Source organism: Calothrix sp. PCC 7507 (assembly GCF_000316575.1).
Taxonomy (GTDB): Bacteria; Cyanobacteriota; Cyanobacteriia; order Cyanobacteriales; family Nostocaceae; genus Fortiea.
In genome coordinates this window covers 5027179-5046193 of the sequence record NC_019682.1, presented here as the reverse complement: position 1 = coordinate 5046193, position 19015 = coordinate 5027179, and the positions used below count along the sequence as shown (strand labels likewise).

The window sequence follows — 19015 nt, the reverse complement described above, 5'->3', positions numbered from 1 at the left end:
TCTCAAGCCCTAAACAAGACTTGATCTCAAGCAGACATCTGTAATGCTACATAAAGACAGATTGAGGACTTACTTATAAAACATTAGTCAAAGTCAAGCTAAAACCAATCAAAGAAATTACTTAATTATCAATAGATGTTCAATATACAAAAACAGAAAGAATTAGAGTTATTAGTAATTGGTGGATCATGCCCCAATTGCCGCTCAGTTCAGTTGAAGTACACCGAAAGCGTAAGAAATAGAGCATTTGAATTTAGTTGTTCTATGTGTAATTGGCGAGATGAGTATAGATTAGAAGATTTGCAAGAGGCATCAATTCATTGGTTTTCAGCTAAACACATTGGGTGAAATTTGGCTTTGGTCTTTTCAGAGTTTAGCGACTAGTGGTTTGTCAATTTTGTTTTGAGGGGTTTTTGGTAGTGCGGGCCGAAAAGCCCGCGTGAGCGAGACGCTACAGTCCCTCATTTCAACCCTGACAGACTACTAGAATATCCCAAAAATATTGTAGATATAAATATTTTACCTGAGAGCAAAAATTTATATCTGCTGAATAATATATAGCAATCCAGTTTGATTCCTGAACGTAGGGATATGCGGGTTAATAGTGTCCCAACCAGCCGGGTTTCGACTGCGCGGTAGTTGAGCGAAGCGCCGCACTGCGATGCCCTGAGCCTGTCGTTGGCGAAGCCTCTCGTAGAGAAGTGTCGAAACTCGGTTTACCATACTCAGTACTGAGTGCTGAGTCCTGAGTGCTGAGTAAATTAACGGGTACTCAGTACTTTTGCACTTGGTAAATGCCCCGCCCGATGTTAAGCGGAATCTTTTAATACTGGAGTTGGTTGATACCCCACCCCTCTCCTGTCGGAGACGCGCAAGGGACGTGGGTGGTCTTTTTAACTCAGCACTCAGCACTCGGAACTCAGCACTCTTCATTGGTACTTTATTTTCACGCAATTCCCTTATTTCCGTGGACAGGCAATAGCCCGTCATCATATCTCAACATCGACGACACATGCATGACACATCTACAACCTAGCCTCTGAGATATATTTGACGAGTTATTTTTGGTAAATTTTCCCTAATCTTGTACATCTTTGTGCAACCTGAGTATCAGTTTGATCTAAAAACATTCCCGATTTTAAGCAAATGATGTGACAAGATTACTAGTGTGATTTCCCTCACTTCGCCAAGGTTTTAATGAGATGAACAAAAAATTTCTGTTAAACTTGCTTTCTAGCCCTGCAATATTCACGTCTATGCTGTCTATGGTGATGACCAACCCGGCTCATGCAGCTCAAAGGTCAACGCCAATAATTTATACTGCAGATGGTCAAGCTTGTGTACATTCTCCCCACGGTAGCTATCCCACGCCTCTGGTTTGCATCCGACGGACTAATAGCACTAATACTGTTGCTAAATCAACAGTAGCGATCGCATCAGCCCAAATCTCAACTCACGATCCTGCTAAATTAGAATTCTCCGAAGAAGAAAGCAGCGCCGCTATCAGCTTGTTTGGTTGTGATTGTCCCGCCTGTGTGAGTGCTTTACGCAATTTACGAGGACTGCCCGGTTTACCACTCTAACAGTTATCAGCCGTGCAAGTGGATGTAGCGCATCTAGATTAAAATTGCGGGTAAAATAAGGAATGCCCAAAAAATCTTTAACTTATACCGTTTTTTTGTGAAGCTGCATATAATTCACCCCCCGGCTATCGCCGTCCCCCCTTGCCAAGGGGGGACTACAGGGGGGTATTATTATGTGCATCTTCATACAGAATTGGTATTAACCCAATATTATTAGGCTAGACGCGTTACTATATTTTTTCTTTATCCGAACCTGCTCCCTGCTCCCTTGCCTCTTTTTCAACTGTAGGGGCATGTGGTTTATTTGTCGTAAGAAATTGAGCGGATTTAGATCCCCAATTTCTTGAAGAAGTCGGGGATCTGAACAGCAACTTTTGCATAATTTAATGAGCAAAAGGAGATATTGCTTTCTTAAACTCCGGTTTGCTTTCTCAAAATGCCATTTTGCTTTCTCATTTCAGTAGATTCAACAAGCAAAAGCAGATATTGCTTTCTCAAAATGCCTTTTTGCTTGCTCATTTCAGCAGATTCAGCAAGCAAAAGCAGATATTGCTTTCTCAAAACCCAGTTTGCTTTCTCATTTCGGTAGATTCAGCAAGCAAAAGCAGATATTGCTTTCTCAAAACCCAGTTTGCTTTCTCATTTCGGTAATTTCAACACGCGTCACAACTATCGCTGTCAGGCTCAAACCCTTTCTCCTATTGCCTATTGTTTATTGCCTTATAGCGGTACTCTGTCGGATGCAATACAATCGAGGGCGGGGAAACCCAGCCCCTACAGGCTTTGCGATTTAAAACTGTACTTCACTGATCCCAAAACCGCCATAACGGAATCCAGCTAAAAAGTTACTAATCATTCAGATTTACATTGACTATTAACCCAAAATTATTCTTCTGGGGTTGCTACTGCATTTCCTGGTGATTTCAGCTTTGACTTAGAAGAATTGGCTGGTATCCACTTTGTTGTACTCAACGTTAGAAAGAGTGATGGTTGTAGATGAACATAGGAATAATCCAGCCTTACAGTGATGGGTTTTTAGAAGTTGTACCCGAGAGCGATTATTGGCAGATTGCAGCTATACACATTGATGGTAAAGCTTTCTGCCCTACTCCTCGGCTTTATCGAAGTGAAAAAGTGGCATTAGCAAAAGCTACACAAATTTATGATTGGATAGCTGAACACAAACCAGAAATTAGTGATAGTGCTTGTTATTGTTCTCAATTGAAACTCATTCTATGGCAGCAACCAAAAGTATCATAGCAGTCCGCTTTGATTTTTGAACGTATTTGCGTAGTTAGGCAATAGGCAAGAAGTAGTAGGGTGGGCACTGCCTAGGCTGTTGACTTTGTACGAAATTAGCTAAAAATTATCATGCAATTTTTGTGTTTACCACACTCAGTACTGAGTGCTGAGTCCTGAGTCCTGAGTAAATTTAAGTACCGAGTACTTTTGCACTATGGTTAATGCCCTGCCCCGTGTGGGCGGAATCTTTTAATCGGGAGAAGGTTGATACCCCACCCCTCTCCTGTCGGAGACGCGCAAGGGACGTGGGTGGTATTTTTAACTCAGCACTCAGCACTCGGAACTCAGCACTTTTCATCGTAGGGGCATCGGCACTGCCGTGCCCTGATGAGAAGGTTAACTACGACTATTATTTTGTATGATGCATTGTGGGCTGAAAACCCTCAAAGTCAACACCCTAGGCAGTGCCCACCAGATCAGGGTTTTGGTGGGCACTGCCCACCCTACAGATACTTTCCTATTACCTAATATTTACTTTTAGCTTTAAACAACCTCATCCCATTTGCTGTCACCAACAGAGATGTTCCTGTATCTGCCAATACGGCAATTGCTAACCCAACAAATCCAAAAGTTCCTAGCAATAAAAATAGTCCTTTTGTCACTAGGGAAAAAACAATATTTTGTTGAATTACTGATACAGTCCGACGGCTTAAATCTACTGCATAGGCAAGTCGTCTTAAATCACTTCCTACTAAGACTACATCTGCTGTTTCTAAAGTAATGTCGATTCCACCCACTGCGAAACCGATATCTGCAGCAGCTAGCGCTGGAGTATCGTTGATACCATCGCCTACCATACCGACTACGCCAAAACGCCGCAGTTGATGGATTTCTTGCAGCTTGTCTTCTGGTAACAGTTCTGCCCGATATTCTGTAATTCCTACTTGTTGAGCAATCTGCTGGGCTACTGCGGTACGATCGCCTGTGAGCATGACTAATTTCTTTAACCCAATTTGCTTTAACTTGTGGATCGCCTCTGTTGCTTCTAATCTTATTCCATCACAAAGGGCGATCGCTCCCAATAATTCTTGGTTTGTCCCTACCAAAACTGGGGTTTGACCAAGATTTTCAATTTCTATCAATAAAGATTCTGCTGCATCAGACAAGGGAATCTCTAAGTCTGCAAACAACCTGCGATTACCAACCAAGTACGATGTATTGCCGAAATTTGCCTGAATTCCTTTCCCTGCGAGGCTATTAAAGTTCTCCGGTTCTACTAACTCCATCTCTTGGGCGGCAGATGCGATCGCTTTTGACAGGGGATGTTCTGAGTGTTGCGAGAGCGACGCGGCAATTAGTAAGACTTGGTTTGCACTCACTTGCCCAAAGTGATAAACTTTTTGCACGATGGGTAACCCTTGGGTAATCGTACCAGTTTTATCAAAAGCCAAGGTAGAAACCCGCCCTGCTGTCTCCAAAGCGTTACCCCCTTTAAACAAAATACCTTGACGGGTGGCAGCACCAATGGCGCTGACAATGGAGACTGGGGTGGAAATTACTAAGGCACAAGGACAAGCAATTACTAACATGACTAACGCCCGGTAAACCCAGACGTTGAAGGGTTGAGCAAATGCTAATGGTGGAATTAGGGCGATCGCGATCGCTATCAAAATTACTATTGGTGTGTAAATCTCTGCAAACTTATCTACCCACTGCTGTGTAGGGGCGCGGCTTCCTTGGGCTGCTTCTACCAGGTGAATAATTTTGGCCACGGTTGTATCCTTGGCTGTATGGGTGACTTTGACTGACAAAAAGCCTGACTGATTCAACGTCCCCGCATAAACAATATCACCAGGGGCTTTATCTTCTGGGATTGACTCTCCCGTAATCGGCGATTGGTCAATTGCACTTGTCCCAGAAATAACTACGCCATCCAACGCCACGCGCTGTCCTGGTCGAATTGTCAAGGTTTCACCCAAAACCACGCTGTCAATGGGAACCGTCACTTCCTGGCTTCCCCGCTTCACGGTGGCTATAGCTGGTGTTAAATCCATCAGCGCCCGAATCGCGTTGCGGGTACGACCAAAGGTGAAAACTTGCAGTGTTGTACCGAGGGAGAATAAAAAGACGACTAACGCCCCTTCAAACCAGTCGCCTAAAATGACTGCACCGATTACCGAAATGGTCATCAGCAGGTTCATATCAGCACGGCGTAAGCGTAATTCAAGCAAACCAGCACGGGCGATCGCATACCCAGCAACTACTATCCCAATACCATAAAAAGCCCGTGTGATCAAGACTGGTAGCGCTAAATATTGCGAGAGTAAACCTAAAACTAACCCGATTCCTGCCAGAATCACACTTTGTCCCCGGCGATTAGCAAACCAGAATTTCCAGTTTGTCGCCACGGGATTCTGAGAGGTTTTAGGGGTTGGATGCTCATGATCGTGATCATGGGAACAGGAAGAGGTGTGATGGTGTTCCTGGTGATTCTGTTCAACTGTATAACCCAAAGCTTTGATTCGCTCAAAGATAGTCGTTTCCCCGACTTGTTCAGAATCAAATGATACTTGCAATTTTCCAGTTGCAAAGCTAACTGTGGCCTCATTCACGCCACTTAATTGCTGCAAGCTGGCTTCAATCGTTTTGGCACAGCTACCACAATCCATCCCCCCAACCTGTACTTGTATAGTTTTTACTGCGATCGCCTCAACGGTGTAGCCCAAAGCAGTGATGCGATTTTGGATTTCTGCCGCGTTTAAGAGATCCGGGTTGTAGGAAACGCTTACCCGCTCTGTGGCAAAATTTACCGCAGCTTCCGTCACGCCATTTAATTGTTGCAAACTAGCTTCAATAGTTTTGGCACAGCTTCCGCAATCCATACCACCAACCAGCAATGTTTGAGTCTTCAGGAAGGGTGTTTGAGTCATGGCAACTCTATAAAAACAGTTAACTTTCATCATCTTAATACAACAATTGAGCAACTGTTCAACTGTTCAGTATGATATATATTGAGACTGATAACCATTGCTGAAAATAAACACGATAAATATGCGTAAGCCAAAGCCAGATTTAGATCTCAGCCAAACTCCAGATGCACCTACTTGTGACACCCATTTAGTGCATCTAGAGAATGTCCGCTCATCTCAGGCGCAAATCCTGCCAACTCAAAAGGCACAACAAATGGCAGAAGTCTTTGGAGTGCTGGCGGATACAAACCGCCTACGCCTGTTATCAGCTTTAGCTTCCCAGGAATTATGTGTTTGCGATTTAGCTGCATTAACAAAAATGAGCGAATCTGCCGTCTGCCATCAACTGCGATTATTAAAAGTGATGCGTTTAGTCAGTTATCGTCGAGAAGGTCGCAACGTCTATTACAGCTTGGCTGACAGTTATATCATCAATTTGTACCACTCGTTAGTAGAGCATTATTCTGAAGTATGAAGTATGAGGGATGAGGGATGAAGGATGAAGGATGAAGTCTGAAGTCTGAAGTATAGGAATGTTTTTGATTTACCTATCTAAAAGTTGATGTTTATGTCTGATTTTCTGAGATTATGAGAAGAATATGAAAATATTCGAGTGCAAAATCTATGACAATTCCAGAAAACAGACCGAGTTTGCCGGAAGTTCACCGCAGCATTAAAGTTCCCGATGGTAAGGGTTTCTGGCGGAAGATGCTGGCCTATGGGGGGCCGGGATATCTGGTTTCAGTGGGATATATGGACCCTGGAAACTGGGCAACAGACATCGCTGGGGGGTCTAAGTTTGGTTACGCGTTATTAGCAGTAATTCTACTGTCCAACTTGATGGCAATCTTGCTGCAAGCGCTATGCGTGCGTTTGGGTGTGGCTACAGGGCGAGATTTGGCACAGGCTTGTCGAGACTATTTTAGTCCTAGGGTGAGCTTTTGTTTGTGGGTAGTGTGTGAAATTGCGATCGCTGCTTGTGATTTAGCAGAATTGTTGGGAAGTGCGATCGCATTGCAACTTTTGTTTGGCATTCCTCTACTATGGGGGGTGTGCATCACAGCGATAGATGTACTTGTGTTGTTATTTTTACAAGGTAGAGGTTTTCGCTACACAGAAGCTCTAGTGATCATGCTAGTTGCCACCGTAGGTATTTGTTTCACAGCAGAAATTATTTTCTCCCGTCCCGATATGGGAGGAATCTTATTAGGATATCTGCCTAAGCGAGAAATTTTACAGAATCCAGAAATGCTCTACATTGCCATCGGCATTTTAGGAGCAACAGTGATGCCTCATAATTTATATTTACACTCTTCAATTGTGCAAACTCGTGATTGGCAACCAAATAATGAAAAGCGATGGGAGGCAATTAAGTTTGGCACAATTGATTCAACTTTCGCTTTATCGTTAGCACTATTTATCAACTCAGCAATTTTAATTGTGGCTGCTGCTACATTTCATTTTTCTGGTAATCATGATGTGGCAGAAATTCAAGATGCTTATAAATTACTTTCGCCATTATTAGGAGTTAGTGCTGCCAGTGCGATTTTTGGTATTGCCTTACTCGCCTCTGGACAAAGCTCAACCCTAACTGCAACATTGGCTGGACAAATTGTTATGGAAGGCTTTTTGCAATTTCGGTTGCCGTCTTGGTTGCGCCGATTAATAACTCGATTGTTAGCGATTGTACCAGCCTTAATTACAATTATGATCTTTGGGGAACATAGTACGAGCAGCCTGATAGTTTTAAGTCAAGTTATCCTTAGCTTACAGTTACCATTTGCAGTGATTCCATTAGTAATGTTCACGAGTAATCGCCGCTTGATGGGTGAGTTTGTTAATCCCCTATGGTTAAAAGCTTTAGCTTGGTTAGTTGCTATTGTGATTGTGGGCTTAAATGTTTGGTTGCTATTACAAAGTCTTTTGGGGTGGCTATCACGAGTTCCCAGTTAAAATGAAGAGATAAAGGCGTGGCAATGCAGCGTCGTGCTAGAAGTGTGAAGGGTTAAAGCTATGAACTATATCAAGCAAACAATAGCTATTTTGGGAATCACGAGTGCATTGAGTGGAATGCCTACTGTTTTTGCACGAGAACCACAAATACCCCTGAAGGCAGCAGACTTTCAAGGGTACTATAACCAGGGAGTGCAAAAGCTGGAGCAAGGAAATTTCAACGGTGCGATCGCCGATTTTAACTCTGTAGTGCAGCTTAATCCTCAATTCTATGAGGGTTTTTGCCTCCGAGGCTTGGCTAAATCTCAATTAAGAGACTTTAAAGCCGCGATCGCCGACTATAATCAGGCATTGCGGCTAAATCCCAACCATGCTGATGCTTACAACAGCCGGGGAACTGCCTATGCAGAACTAGGAAGTCTCCCAGATGCGATCGCAGATTTTCACCAGACAATAAAAATTGATCCGACTTCTGTAGATGCCTACTACAACCTGGGATCTGCTAATTATAGACAGGGAAACCACAAACAAGCGATCGCTAACTTTAACTCAGCCCTAAAAATTAATCCTAACCTAGCTGATGCCTACGGTAATCGAGGACTTGCCCAATATGCTTTAGGCGAGAAGCGTACAGCTATTGCGGATCTTCAGCAAGCCGCAAAACTTTTTTCTGAGCAAGGAGATACGCAACGCTATCAACAAACAATATCCTTAATCCAGCAGATTCAGCGGTAAATATGAGCTGCTTACCGTTTTAAACTAAAATTATCGACCTTACCGCTGCCAAGATACTGTCCATGCAACTACTTCAAACCACCGATCAAGACTTTTCAGCCAAATTTAGCACACTCGTGAGCGATCGCCGGGAAGCTACAGTTGATGTTAGCGGGACAGTCCGAGATATTTTGGCTAATGTCAAAGCTCGTGGTGATGCAGCAGTTAAAGAATATACCAGCCGCTTCGACCATTTTGACCTCCAGTCGCTGCGTCTCACTGATAGCTTTATTGCCGAACAAGCCGCCAAATGTCCCGCAGAGGTGAAATCAGCACTGGAACTGGCAGCGTCGCGAATTAGTGCTTTTCATGACAAGCAATTGCCAGTAAATGTGGATTTTACTGATAGCGTCGGGGTGAGATTGGGATTAAATTGGGTAGCCCTGTCACAAGTGGGAATTTACGTACCTGGAGGACGCGCCAGCTATCCCAGTTCTGTGTTGATGAACGCATTACCTGCCAAAATTGCAGGCGTAGAGCGGATTGTGATGACAGTACCCATGCCGAAGGGCGAGATTAATCCCGCAGTATTGGCAGCCGCTCAAATTGCGGGTGTAACTGAAATATACGGTATTGGTGGGGCGCAAGCGATCGCCGCCTTAGCTTATGGCACTCAAAGCATTGTCCCTGTAGATAAAATAGTTGGCCCTGGTAACGCTTACGTTGCTGAAGCCAAACGCCAAGTATTTGGCACCGTGGGCATTGACAGCATAGCTGGGCCCTCAGAAATTCTGGTTGTCGCTGATAGCAAAAATAATCCCGACTGGATTGCTTGGGATTTACTCTCACAAGCAGAACACGATCCTAGTGCCCAGTCAATTTTGATTACCGATTCGGAAATATTTGCTCAGAAAGTGATTTCGGCGGTTGAACAAGTCCTCGCTAACTTACCGACGAAAGAAGTAGCTAGAGCCAGTTGGCAAGAACATGGAGCAGTAATTCTAGTCAGTGACTTAGGGCAAAGCATACCGTTACTCAATCAACTCGCTCCAGAACACGTGGAATTGTGCGTAGACGAGCCACAACTGCTGGCTAATCAGATTAGGTGTGCGGGGAGCATATTTTTGGGACGCTATACCCCAGAAGCCATTGGCGATTATTTAGGAGGCCCCAACCATGTACTACCTACCGCCCGTTCAGCCCGTTTTGCCTCTGGGTTGAGTGTTTACGATTTTCTCAAGCGGATTACCTATTTAGAATGCAATCAACAGTCATTGCAGGCGATCGGCAAAGCAGCCGTGACCCTAGCAGAAGCAGAAGGCTTGCCAGCTCACGCAGGTAGTGTGGCGGTGCGGCTGACACCATGAAGAGTGCTGAGTGCTGAGTGATGAGTGTTAGACCGCCCACAAGGGGCGCAGGGCTGTTTCATTCGCTGTTGTTCTAGATTTGTCAAGAGGTTTATCTCACGCATACCGCAAGCGGAACCCGCAGGGTAGGCGCAAAGGCGCAAAGAAAAACAACGTATTTAGGGCTGAAGGCGCAAAAAATTTCCCCCGAAATTGTGCGTTAAAAGGCAGGGGGAAAATACCCCTACCCTTGCCTCTTCATCAATAGACATGAAAAAGGGCTTGGGAGGGAAACCAAGCCCAAAATTCACTCAGGGTAAAAGTATACATACAATCTAAAATTATCGTCGTTGCTAAAACATCTTGCTTGAGAAGTATGTATGATAGCAATCATGTATAATTTGCTGCTTTCATTTCCCCATTCCCCATTCCCTAACTAATTTTATTTCCGGCGCTCTTGCAGCTGGCGATACACCGCCTTGATATCAACTTGGTGATGAGCTAGAGCAACGAGAGTATGATAGAGCAAATCTGCGACTTCGCCAGCGATCGCATCAGGTTCATCATCCTTAAAAGCCATCACCACCTCAGCAGTCTCCTCACCAATCTTTTTCAAAATCTTGTTATCACCACCCGCGAATAACTTACAAGTATAGGAATTTTCATTTGGATGATCCCGGCGATCGCATATCACCTGAAACAATTGGGATAATGTATCTCCTGGTGGTGCAACAATTTGCCCATCCACTTGATGAAAACAGCTACGCTCACCAGTATGACAAGCAATATCTCCTAGCTGCTCTACCCCAATTAATAGGGCATCACTATCGCAGTCATACCGGATACTTTGGACTTTTTGAATATGCCCAGAAGTCGCGCCCTTGTGCCATAACTCCTGACGGGAACGACTCCAAAACCAAGTTTCTCCCGTGTCTAAAGTCTTCTGTAACGACTCCCGACTCATCCACGCCATCATCAAAACAGCACCATCGAGATAATCTTGGACTATTGCTGGCACCAGACCCCGTTCATCGTAGCGAATCTTTTCAATAGGGATGGCCTGGTGCAGTGAGTGCGAATCAGTAGAAAACATACCAGCTAATTTGTGTTCATGAGAATGATTCATGAATTCACGATACCATTCTCAATTGAGCAGACAGCAGAGTTTTTAGCGATCGTCGCCTACTCCCCAACACCTGCATAACATAATGTCATCTTCTGGGTGCAGCTAATTTTATACGATAAGAATTCTAAGCAGTCTTTCATCTTATCCTAAGATAGAGCTTTTTTTGTTCCCCACTGCTAGGAGAAAATCTTGGTAAATACAACCATTAAAACTACAAAATCACAAGAAATCTTCGCAGCTGCTCAGAACCTCATGCCAGGAGGAGTGAGTTCCCCAGTGCGTGCCTTCAAATCCGTCGGTGGACAACCCATTGTTTTTGATCACGTTAAAGGCGCATACATTTGGGATGTAGATGGCAACCAATACATCGACTATGTAGGCACTTGGGGTCCTGCTATTTGCGGTCACGCCCATCCAGAGGTAATTGCAGCCCTGCATGAAGCCTTGGAAAAAGGTACTAGCTTCGGTGCGCCCTCCGCCTTGGAAAATGTCCTGGCAGAAATGGTCATCGATGCCGTCCCTAGCATCGAAATGGTCAGATTTGTCAACTCCGGTACAGAAGCTTGTATGGCAGTTTTGCGGCTGATGCGGGCTTTCACCAACCGAGAAAAAGTCATCAAATTTGAAGGCTGCTACCACGGTCACGCTGACATGTTTCTTGTCAAGGCAGGTTCTGGGGTAGCTACACTCGGCTTACCAGACTCACCAGGAGTACCAAAATCGGTAACTAGCAGCACACTGACAGCACCATACAATGACCTAGAAGCTGTCAAAGCATTGTTTGCAGAACACCGCGACGAGATTGCTGGTGTCATCCTCGAGCCAGTCGTGGGTAATGCAGGGTTCATTACTCCCGATGCTGGTTTTCTAGAAGGCTTACGAGAAATCACCCATGAACATGGAGCATTGTTAGTCTTTGACGAAGTAATGACTGGCTTCCGCATTGCTTATGGAGGCGCTCAACAGAAATTTGGCGTCACCCCCGACTTAACCACATTGGGCAAAGTAATTGGCGGTGGCTTGCCAGTAGGAGCCTATGGTGGTCGTCGAGAGATCATGTCAATGATTGCCCCTGCGGGCCCTGTTTATCAAGCAGGAACTCTTTCTGGTAATCCTTTGGCGATGACAGCTGGGATTAAGACTCTAGAATTGCTGCAAAAACCAGGTACTTATGAGTATCTAGACCAGATTACTCGGAAACTCTCAGATGGCTTGTTGCAAATTGCTCAAGAAACTGGTCATGCAGCTTGCGGTGGTCAAATCAGTGCTATGTTCGGCTTATTCTTCACCTCTGGCCCAGTGCATAACTACGAAGATGCTAAAAAGTCCGATACAGCCAAATTTGGACGCTTTCATCGCGGTATGTTAGAGCGCGGTGTTTATCTAGCGCCCTCTCAGTTTGAGGCCGGATTTACGTCTTTTGCTCATACTGAGGCAGATATTGAGCAGACTTTAACTGTCGCACGGGACGTGTTGTCTAGTTTGTAAGCAAAGCAATGAAGAGTGTTGAGTATTTTTTACTCAGCACTCTCAATAGATCACATGAAAAAGGGACTGGGGATTGGGACTGGGGATAAGTGTTTTTTATTTCAGGACTCAGCAATTTCAAGTCTGGTGTGTAAGCCTAAGTATAATCAACCTGCGTGGAATTACGATCGCTTTACGCTAACCTGGTCTAACTTTAGCAACTCTTCAAAGGATTTCCCGCAGAAATTACCTGGCATAAGTTAATTCTGCTTTCAATAATGGAAAGAGAGTGCAACGCTTCCCATGATTATTTTGAGCAGCGAGTTGACGGTGCATGAGCTATTGCTTAAATCCTACTTGTCCCAATCCAGAAAATTTGGCACATAGCCAAAAGTGTCAGTCTTGTGGCTCGCAACTATTGTTGAACGATCGCTATCAAGTGATCAAACCATTAGGTCAGGGTGGCTTTGGCGCAACTTTCTTAGCTTGCGACCAAGCCCTACCAGGAGAACCGAGTTGTGTAATCAAGCAACTGCGCCCCTCAACAACCGCACCACAGGTTTTGCAGATGGCGCGAGAACTCTTTGAACGAGAGGCTAAAACCCTAGGTAGAATTGGCAATCATCCCCAAATACCGAGGCTTCTCGACTATTTTGAAGACGGTCACCACTTCTACTTAATTCAGGAATACATCAGTGGTGCTACTTTACAACAGGAGATCAAACGTAACGGCAACTTGAGCGAAGCTGGAGTCAAACAATTTTTAAGTGAGATCCTGCCATTGCTGCAGTACATCCATGAGCGCAAGGTGATTCACCGCGATATCAAACCAGCTAACTTAATTCGTCGCACTCAAGATGCGAGAATGGTGCTTATCGACTTTGGCGCTGTCAAAAACCAAGTCACCCAAGCGATAACTAACCAATCGGAACATACAGCATTAACTGCATACGCCATCGGAACTCCTGGCTTTGCACCTCCAGAGCAGATGGCGATGCGTCCAGTTTATGCTAGCGATATTTATGCGCTGGGAGTAACATGCATTTATTTGCTCACTGGCAAATCTCCCAAAGATTTGGCATACAGTCCCACAACGGGTGAGATGATGTGGGAGCAGCTTGTACAAGTGAGCGACCATCTAAAAAGTGTACTGCGGAAAATGTTAGAGGTGTCAGTACGCAACCGTTACCAGTCAGCTGATGATGTACTCAGGGGGCTGGAGATGGAACCATACCTGGAGAGTCTAGCTCAAGGGCTACTGATTAAATCTGATTTAGCTGTTAAAGAACAAGCACATTACCACAGGGATGATTCTGGTATTTTGTGTAATAACCCTTCTGCAAGTTTTACTAGCTCAGGAGTGGCACAGGTAGCAGCAGCAATTCGAGCTAGACGAGCTAAGGCCGCGGAAGGAGCTGGATTGCATACAGCCAGAATGCAACCAGGGAGTCTGACAGCAAAGCAAGCTACTTTGGGTAGCAGCAACAGCAATGGTTCGCAAAGTCAAAATTCTCAAGTCGCACGTAAGTTAGACACCCAAAGTTTACTAACCTCTTATCTCAAGGGAAGGCGAGATTTTGCCCTACACAATTTGAGTATGTTGAACCTGCAAGGTGCTGATTTATCTGAGACTAATTTCCATTCGGCTCAATTGCGAAAAACTAACTTCCAGGGAGCTAATCTACGCAACAGTGACTTTGGTAAAGCCAATCTGGCTTACGCTAATCTTCGAGATGCTAATTTCAGTAAGGCTTACCTCAACAACGCGGACTTAGAAGGCGCAGACCTCCGAGGTGCTGACTTTAGCTATGCTTATCTCAGTAATGCTAATCTCCGAGGAGCTAATCTGTGTGGAGCTAATCTTACAGGTGCGAAAATTTCTGAAGAGCAGCTCGCACTAGCTAAAACCAATTGGTTGACTGTGCGCCCCAATGGTAAGCGGGGCTTGTTGTGATATCGTGTCCGGTGAAAGACTTATCATGAAGACTGCAAGGGAACAGGGGGAAAAAGAGTTTTCAGGTTTTTGATGCGGGATTCATAATTAATCAGCCCGACATGATATGATAGAGGACTTTCGAGTACGAGAATACTGAATACTCAGATTTGATGTTTTCGGCTGAATGCGACGGTGGGCAGCCTGATCTCAATTACTTTAGTAAGTCGGCGTGAATAATTGTCGCTGGATAAGGCACTAAGTAGAAAGGTTTCAGCCTAGCTCATTTTTATTCACATAATATAGTTTGATTTTATTGTGCCGACTTACTTAGTCTTAGGATTTTGAGGCTAGAGGCTGAGTGTTTACTATAGTTTTTGCCATTTTCGTGATTATATAATAAAATTTTAATAATTGTGATGCATCACAATTAAGAAAACTTAATTTACAATAAAAAATAACGTGTTACAAAACTTTTTATCAGGATTTTTCAAAACAACGAAAACCAGGAAAACTTTGACTGCAAGCTAAAAAAACTTAAAAATCTGCTGCTGATCTATTTTTCAGATAACAGCAGCCAGTAAAAACAGTTATTCCTGATAGTAGGCTGAAAAGAAATATTAATGACCGAAATCAGTAAGTCACGTGTGTTCACAGCAAAAAGCTCGCCGATGATGGCTGAGTTACAAGAGCAAGAACTAGAACAGCAATTAGGTTTATTTCAAGTATTCCGGAAGTTGTATGAACACCATACCAGCCTTTTAGATGAAATTCTCCAGTTAGAAAATTTAGATCAGCGATCGCTCACAGGTGTGAAGTCGCATTATGTGGAGGGTGTAGTAGATGCTTCTAAGGTCTATGTGGTTACTAACCTGTGTGAAAATAAGACGCAACGTTTACAACAGCCACAGGGAATTTGGACGATAGGTCGAGATGGGAACAGTGGGATTTGTATTGCTGATAAATATCTATCCGATCGCCACGCTGCTATTCAATATATTGAAGATCAAGGCTTTTATTTATTCGACTTTAACAGCGCCAACGGCTCTTTTGTGAATGGTGAACCCGTTTATCAGCCAATCAAGCTTAAAGATGGCGATCGCATCCGTCTAGGGACTATAACTTTTGATTTTTTTGTGAATCATCTCTGTCGCACCCTGCCAACTGTCGCCATAGAATTACTCATGCAGCTTGTGCCGCGAATGGATAGTAATTCAGTCAAAATACTGAATAGTCAGCATGAGCAACAAAAACATCGGACACAAAACCTCAATGATTCTCTAGAGGCTGCTAGAGAGTCAGGCTTAATTGAGGAGATGGGACATGAGCATAGCAGCTTCAGTGCAGAAGAAAAATCAGACATTTTAGACCGCTTATTTAGCAAACAAAAACTCTAAGTGATTCAAAATAAAAAACTCCACCCACAAGAGGCTGGAGTTTTTGTGTATGAGGAATAGTTACTAATTCCCTATTAGTTTTGAGAGGTTTGTTGTGTTTAGATCCCCGACTTCTTAAAGAAGTCGGGGATCTCGTATTATTCCTCGTCTAAATCGATTTCTTCTTCGTCTTCGTCTTCTTCGCTAGTTTTAACCACAGAGTTAGCAGAAACAACAGCTCCCTTATCTAGCTTTTCACGGACTTGCTGCGTAATTTTTTCAGCAAATTCTGGCTTTTCTTCTAAATACTTGATCGCATTATCCCGACCTTGGGAAATGTTCTCACCGTTGTAGCTATACCAAGCACCTTTGCGGAGCAAGATACCAGTTTCTTCTGCTAAATCAACCAAACAACCTAACGTAGAAATCCCTTTACCAAAAATAATATCAAACTCCGCGATTCTGAAAGGCGGCGCTACTTTATTTTTAGCAACTTTGACTTTAACGCGGTTGCCAAATTCATCTGTACCTTTCTTCAAGGTTTGAATCCGGCGGATGTCCAAACGTACCGAGGCGTAAAACTTCAATGCGTTACCACCAGTTGTAGTTTCAGGGCTACCGTAGGTGACACCAATTTTCTGGCGCAACTGGTTGATAAAAATTACTGTGCAGCCAGATTTACCTATGTTGCCAGTAATCTTACGTAGGGCTTGGCTCATCAACCGCGCTTGCAAACCAACGTGGGTATCACCCATATCACCCTCAATTTCTGCGCGGGGAACCAATGCTGCGACGGAGTCAATGACTACGATATCGACAGCAGCGGAACGCACCAACTGATCGACGATTTCTAAAGCCGATTCGCCAGTATCAGGTTGGGAAACCAGCAAGTTTTGAATATCTACACCCAGTGCTTGAGCGTAGGTAGGATCGAGGGCATGTTCAGCATCAACAAAGGCTGCAATGCCGCCATTTTTTTGCACTTCGGCGAGTGCGTGTAGCGCTACCGTAGTTTTACCGGAACTTTCCGGCCCGTAGATTTCAATTACCCGCCCCTTGGGTAAACCACCGCCCAATGCCAAATCCAAGGTGAGCGCCCCAGTAGAAATTGTCTCTACCCGCATCCGGGTGGCATCACCCAGGCGCATGATTGCTCCTTTACCGAAGCTGCGTTCAATCTGGGTAAGTACGATATTCAGAGCTTTCTGCTTGCCAGAAGTATCGGTGTTGATAGCCATTCCTGCCTCTAAGTATATGGATTTTAAGTAGTGTAGGGTTTGGAGTCTGAGTAGAACAGATATACTATTTTAGCCAGAAAATATTTGTAATAGTAGTTCTCAGATTAAAAAGTATGTGTGACAAGATTTTAACGCGATCGCTACCCGATTGGGGTGTTTCTGCACAATGATCGCAACTTGTATTTACGGATAGCTTGTTTTGGCTGGGTATAACGAGGTAGTCCCCCACATTCAGAGACATGATTCTATAGTTGAGAGAAACAGCGATCGCCAGAGAGAATAGAGAAGAATCTTCATAACTGCCATGAGTACCAGAATTACGATTACCCTGTCAGACGAGATTTACCAACGTGCCGAGCGCTTTGCAAAATTAGCAAATCGTGATGTTGCCAGCATTTTAGCAGATACCATTCAACTTTCAATTCCGCTTGTTAGTGCAGACGCCACTGATATTGAGCCTGTCTCAGCGCTTGCCAATGAACAAATCCTGGCATTAACCGAACTGCAAATGGAACCGGAACAGGATTCCCGATTGAGTCAACTGCTTGATCACCAACAAGCAGGTAGGCTTACTGAAGATGAGTGTTCAGAGTTAAAAACCCTAATGCAAATTTATCAGGAAGGATTCTTGCGGAAGGCTACCGCCTTGAGTGAAGCTGTTAGACGTGGTTTGATGGAACCTTGAAGCTTAGGCTGGACGGTTTAGAGATATTTGAGTAATATTTTATACATTATAGATATTGTGACAAGTCCAGAGAAACTCTATGTTGAGAAGGTTATTTATTCTTGGTTTTGGAACTACCGTTTTGATTAGCAGCATCAGTTCTAGTCTCGTAGCAGCACCTAGCTTGAGTAAAGAAGCCACTACTGCCTTCTTGAAGAAAGCAAAGCGAGTTAGGGGCAATATGAAGATAGAAGAGGCGCTGAAAATAATGGGGAAACCTCTGAAGCAAGTTCCCAGGGAGCGTTATATTTGGGCGGGAAAAAACTATAAGATATTTCTTGATTTTCGGGTGTTCAAAACTGGTGTTAAGTTTCAAGAGATATATCAGTCTCAGATACCAGACAAATTCGATAAACCACTAGCGGAATTGTGGAATAAGATGCAATCTCTGAAGCCTGGGACACCTTATCCAGAGGTAGTAAAGATTTTGGGAAGCTCTGGTGCGAAAGACAAGAGTGTTAATTTAGTAGAATATTTTTGGAGCGCCAAAGAAGCTGTAGCGATTGTTTTGTCTATCAATGGCATCGTCAAGGTAGCTAACTACTATGACAAACCTCAAGATTATGCCAATCAAGAGTATATTCCCCGCGATTAGGGCAGTAGGGACTTTTCGACTTTATAGCGGTTTTCGGTCGGGTGCAACACTTCGACTGCGCTCAGTGACATACAATCGAGGACGGGAAAACCCCAACCCTACGGGCTTTTACAATTTAAAACTGTACTTCACTGATCTGAAAACCGCTATATTCATCTGATACTGTATGTCCTCTTTTTTCCATTGCTTCGGCGACAATTTCATCAACAATTTCTGGGACATCAGCATATAATCCCATCAATGGATCTTTGTTTTCTTGAATTTTCGCCAAATGTTCAATTATGTGAGTAATCAATTCGGGTAGGGTTGAATGATTAACTATTGCTAGAGTTTTGGCTCGCTCAAAAGTAAGTCTATCTAGTTCAAGTTCTATTTTTTCCATAATGATTTAACCTTCTATAAAATATTGAGATTGCTTTAATTTAGTGTATCGCAGCATTCAAGAATATATTCCCCGTGATTAGGGCGATCGCTCTATCATGAGATAAAATCAGGAAAGTATTGAGGTATCGACTCAGATATGGGTAGTTTGCCGGAAGTCGAAGCTGCTATCAAACAACTACCGGAAAATGATATTCGTCACCTAGCTGCTTGGCTGGAAGAATATTTAGAACAAATTTGGGACAAGCAAATCGCAGATGATTTGACATCGGGAAAACTAAATAAGCTGATTGCCAAAGCTGAAGCTGATATTGCAGCAATAAGTTCTCACTAATCACATCTTGCACGCGACATAAGTTGATTAGGCG

The 19015-nt window shown here is 43.9% G+C and carries 16 protein-coding genes; 12 read left to right on the top strand and 4 right to left on the bottom strand.

Annotation, left to right across the window (positions count from 1 at the left end):
- Positions 1 to 1202: 1202 nt before the first annotated feature.
- Together CAL7507_RS21520 and CAL7507_RS21515 are read left to right on the top strand one after the other, a co-directional pair.
- Entirely contained in the window at positions 1203 to 1583 is a 381-nt protein-coding gene (locus CAL7507_RS21520) for a hypothetical protein (protein ID WP_042341455.1), read from the top strand.
- Between the two features lie 996 nt (positions 1584 to 2579).
- Complete coding sequence (locus CAL7507_RS21515; protein ID WP_015130604.1) at positions 2580 to 2843, top strand: hypothetical protein; 264 nt, start codon at positions 2580 to 2582, stop codon at positions 2841 to 2843.
- A gap of 506 nt (positions 2844 to 3349) precedes the next feature.
- On the opposite strand, the gene CAL7507_RS21510 is transcribed toward CAL7507_RS21515, so the two are convergent.
- A complete protein-coding gene (locus CAL7507_RS21510) occupies positions 3350 to 5755 on the bottom strand; it encodes a heavy metal translocating P-type ATPase (protein WP_015130603.1) in 2406 nt (801 codons plus the stop codon).
- A gap of 121 nt (positions 5756 to 5876) precedes the next feature.
- Here CAL7507_RS21510 and CAL7507_RS21505 point away from each other — a divergent pair, with 121 nt between their 5' ends.
- The 4 genes from CAL7507_RS21505 (at position 5877) to hisD (ending at position 9828) form a co-directional block, all read left to right on the top strand.
- On the top strand, positions 5877 to 6269 hold the full coding sequence (locus CAL7507_RS21505) for a helix-turn-helix transcriptional regulator (RefSeq protein WP_015130602.1): 393 nt from the start codon (positions 5877 to 5879) through the stop codon (positions 6267 to 6269).
- Positions 6270 to 6418: 149 nt separating this feature from the next.
- Complete coding sequence (locus CAL7507_RS21500) at positions 6419 to 7747, top strand: Nramp family divalent metal transporter (protein WP_015130601.1); 1329 nt, start codon at positions 6419 to 6421, stop codon at positions 7745 to 7747.
- 60 nt (positions 7748 to 7807) lie between these two features.
- The gene (locus tag CAL7507_RS21495) at positions 7808 to 8482 is read left to right on the top strand and encodes a tetratricopeptide repeat protein (RefSeq protein WP_015130600.1); all 675 of its coding nucleotides are present in this window, start codon (positions 7808 to 7810) and stop codon (positions 8480 to 8482) included.
- Positions 8483 to 8544: 62 nt separating this feature from the next.
- Positions 8545 to 9828, top strand: coding sequence for a histidinol dehydrogenase (hisD, locus tag CAL7507_RS21490; protein ID WP_015130599.1), 1284 nt, complete (start codon positions 8545 to 8547; stop codon positions 9826 to 9828).
- A gap of 421 nt (positions 9829 to 10249) precedes the next feature.
- Here the strand turns inward: hisD and hisIE are convergent, their stop codons facing one another.
- Positions 10250 to 10900, bottom strand: coding sequence for a bifunctional phosphoribosyl-AMP cyclohydrolase/phosphoribosyl-ATP diphosphatase HisIE (gene hisIE / locus CAL7507_RS21485; protein WP_042342363.1), 651 nt, complete (start codon positions 10898 to 10900; stop codon positions 10250 to 10252).
- Positions 10901 to 11122: 222 nt separating this feature from the next.
- On the opposite strand from hisIE, the gene hemL reads away from it, so the two are divergent.
- The 3 genes from hemL to CAL7507_RS21470 all read left to right on the top strand — a co-directional run bounded on the left by hemL (position 11123) and on the right by CAL7507_RS21470 (position 15730).
- Positions 11123 to 12421, top strand: a complete 1299-nt coding sequence (gene hemL / locus CAL7507_RS21480) for a glutamate-1-semialdehyde 2,1-aminomutase (RefSeq protein ID WP_015130597.1) — start codon at positions 11123 to 11125, stop codon at positions 12419 to 12421.
- A 313-nt stretch (positions 12422 to 12734) separates the two neighbouring features.
- Positions 12735 to 14354 (top strand): serine/threonine-protein kinase, encoded by a 1620-nt coding sequence (locus CAL7507_RS21475; RefSeq protein ID WP_015130596.1) that lies wholly within the window; start codon positions 12735 to 12737, stop codon positions 14352 to 14354.
- Between the two features lie 602 nt (positions 14355 to 14956).
- A complete protein-coding gene (locus CAL7507_RS21470) occupies positions 14957 to 15730 on the top strand; it encodes an FHA domain-containing protein (RefSeq protein WP_015130595.1) in 774 nt (257 codons plus the stop codon).
- Between the two features lie 137 nt (positions 15731 to 15867).
- On the opposite strand, the gene recA is transcribed toward CAL7507_RS21470, so the two are convergent.
- Positions 15868 to 16947 (bottom strand): recombinase RecA, encoded by a 1080-nt coding sequence (gene recA / locus CAL7507_RS21465; protein ID WP_015130594.1) that lies wholly within the window; start codon positions 16945 to 16947, stop codon positions 15868 to 15870.
- Positions 16948 to 17251: 304 nt separating this feature from the next.
- Between recA and CAL7507_RS21460 the strand changes: the two genes are divergently transcribed.
- Complete coding sequence (locus tag CAL7507_RS21460; RefSeq protein WP_015130593.1) at positions 17252 to 17632, top strand: hypothetical protein; 381 nt, start codon at positions 17252 to 17254, stop codon at positions 17630 to 17632.
- A 79-nt stretch (positions 17633 to 17711) separates the two neighbouring features.
- Positions 17712 to 18266, top strand: a complete 555-nt coding sequence (locus CAL7507_RS21455) for a hypothetical protein (protein ID WP_015130592.1) — start codon at positions 17712 to 17714, stop codon at positions 18264 to 18266.
- A gap of 115 nt (positions 18267 to 18381) precedes the next feature.
- Here the strand turns inward: CAL7507_RS21455 and CAL7507_RS21450 are convergent, their stop codons facing one another.
- Positions 18382 to 18648, bottom strand: a complete 267-nt coding sequence (locus tag CAL7507_RS21450) for a hypothetical protein (protein ID WP_015130591.1) — start codon at positions 18646 to 18648, stop codon at positions 18382 to 18384.
- A gap of 138 nt (positions 18649 to 18786) precedes the next feature.
- On the opposite strand from CAL7507_RS21450, the gene CAL7507_RS21445 reads away from it, so the two are divergent.
- On the top strand, positions 18787 to 18981 hold the full coding sequence (locus CAL7507_RS21445; RefSeq protein ID WP_015130590.1) for a hypothetical protein: 195 nt from the start codon (positions 18787 to 18789) through the stop codon (positions 18979 to 18981).
- Positions 18982 to 19015: the final 34 nt, after the last annotated feature.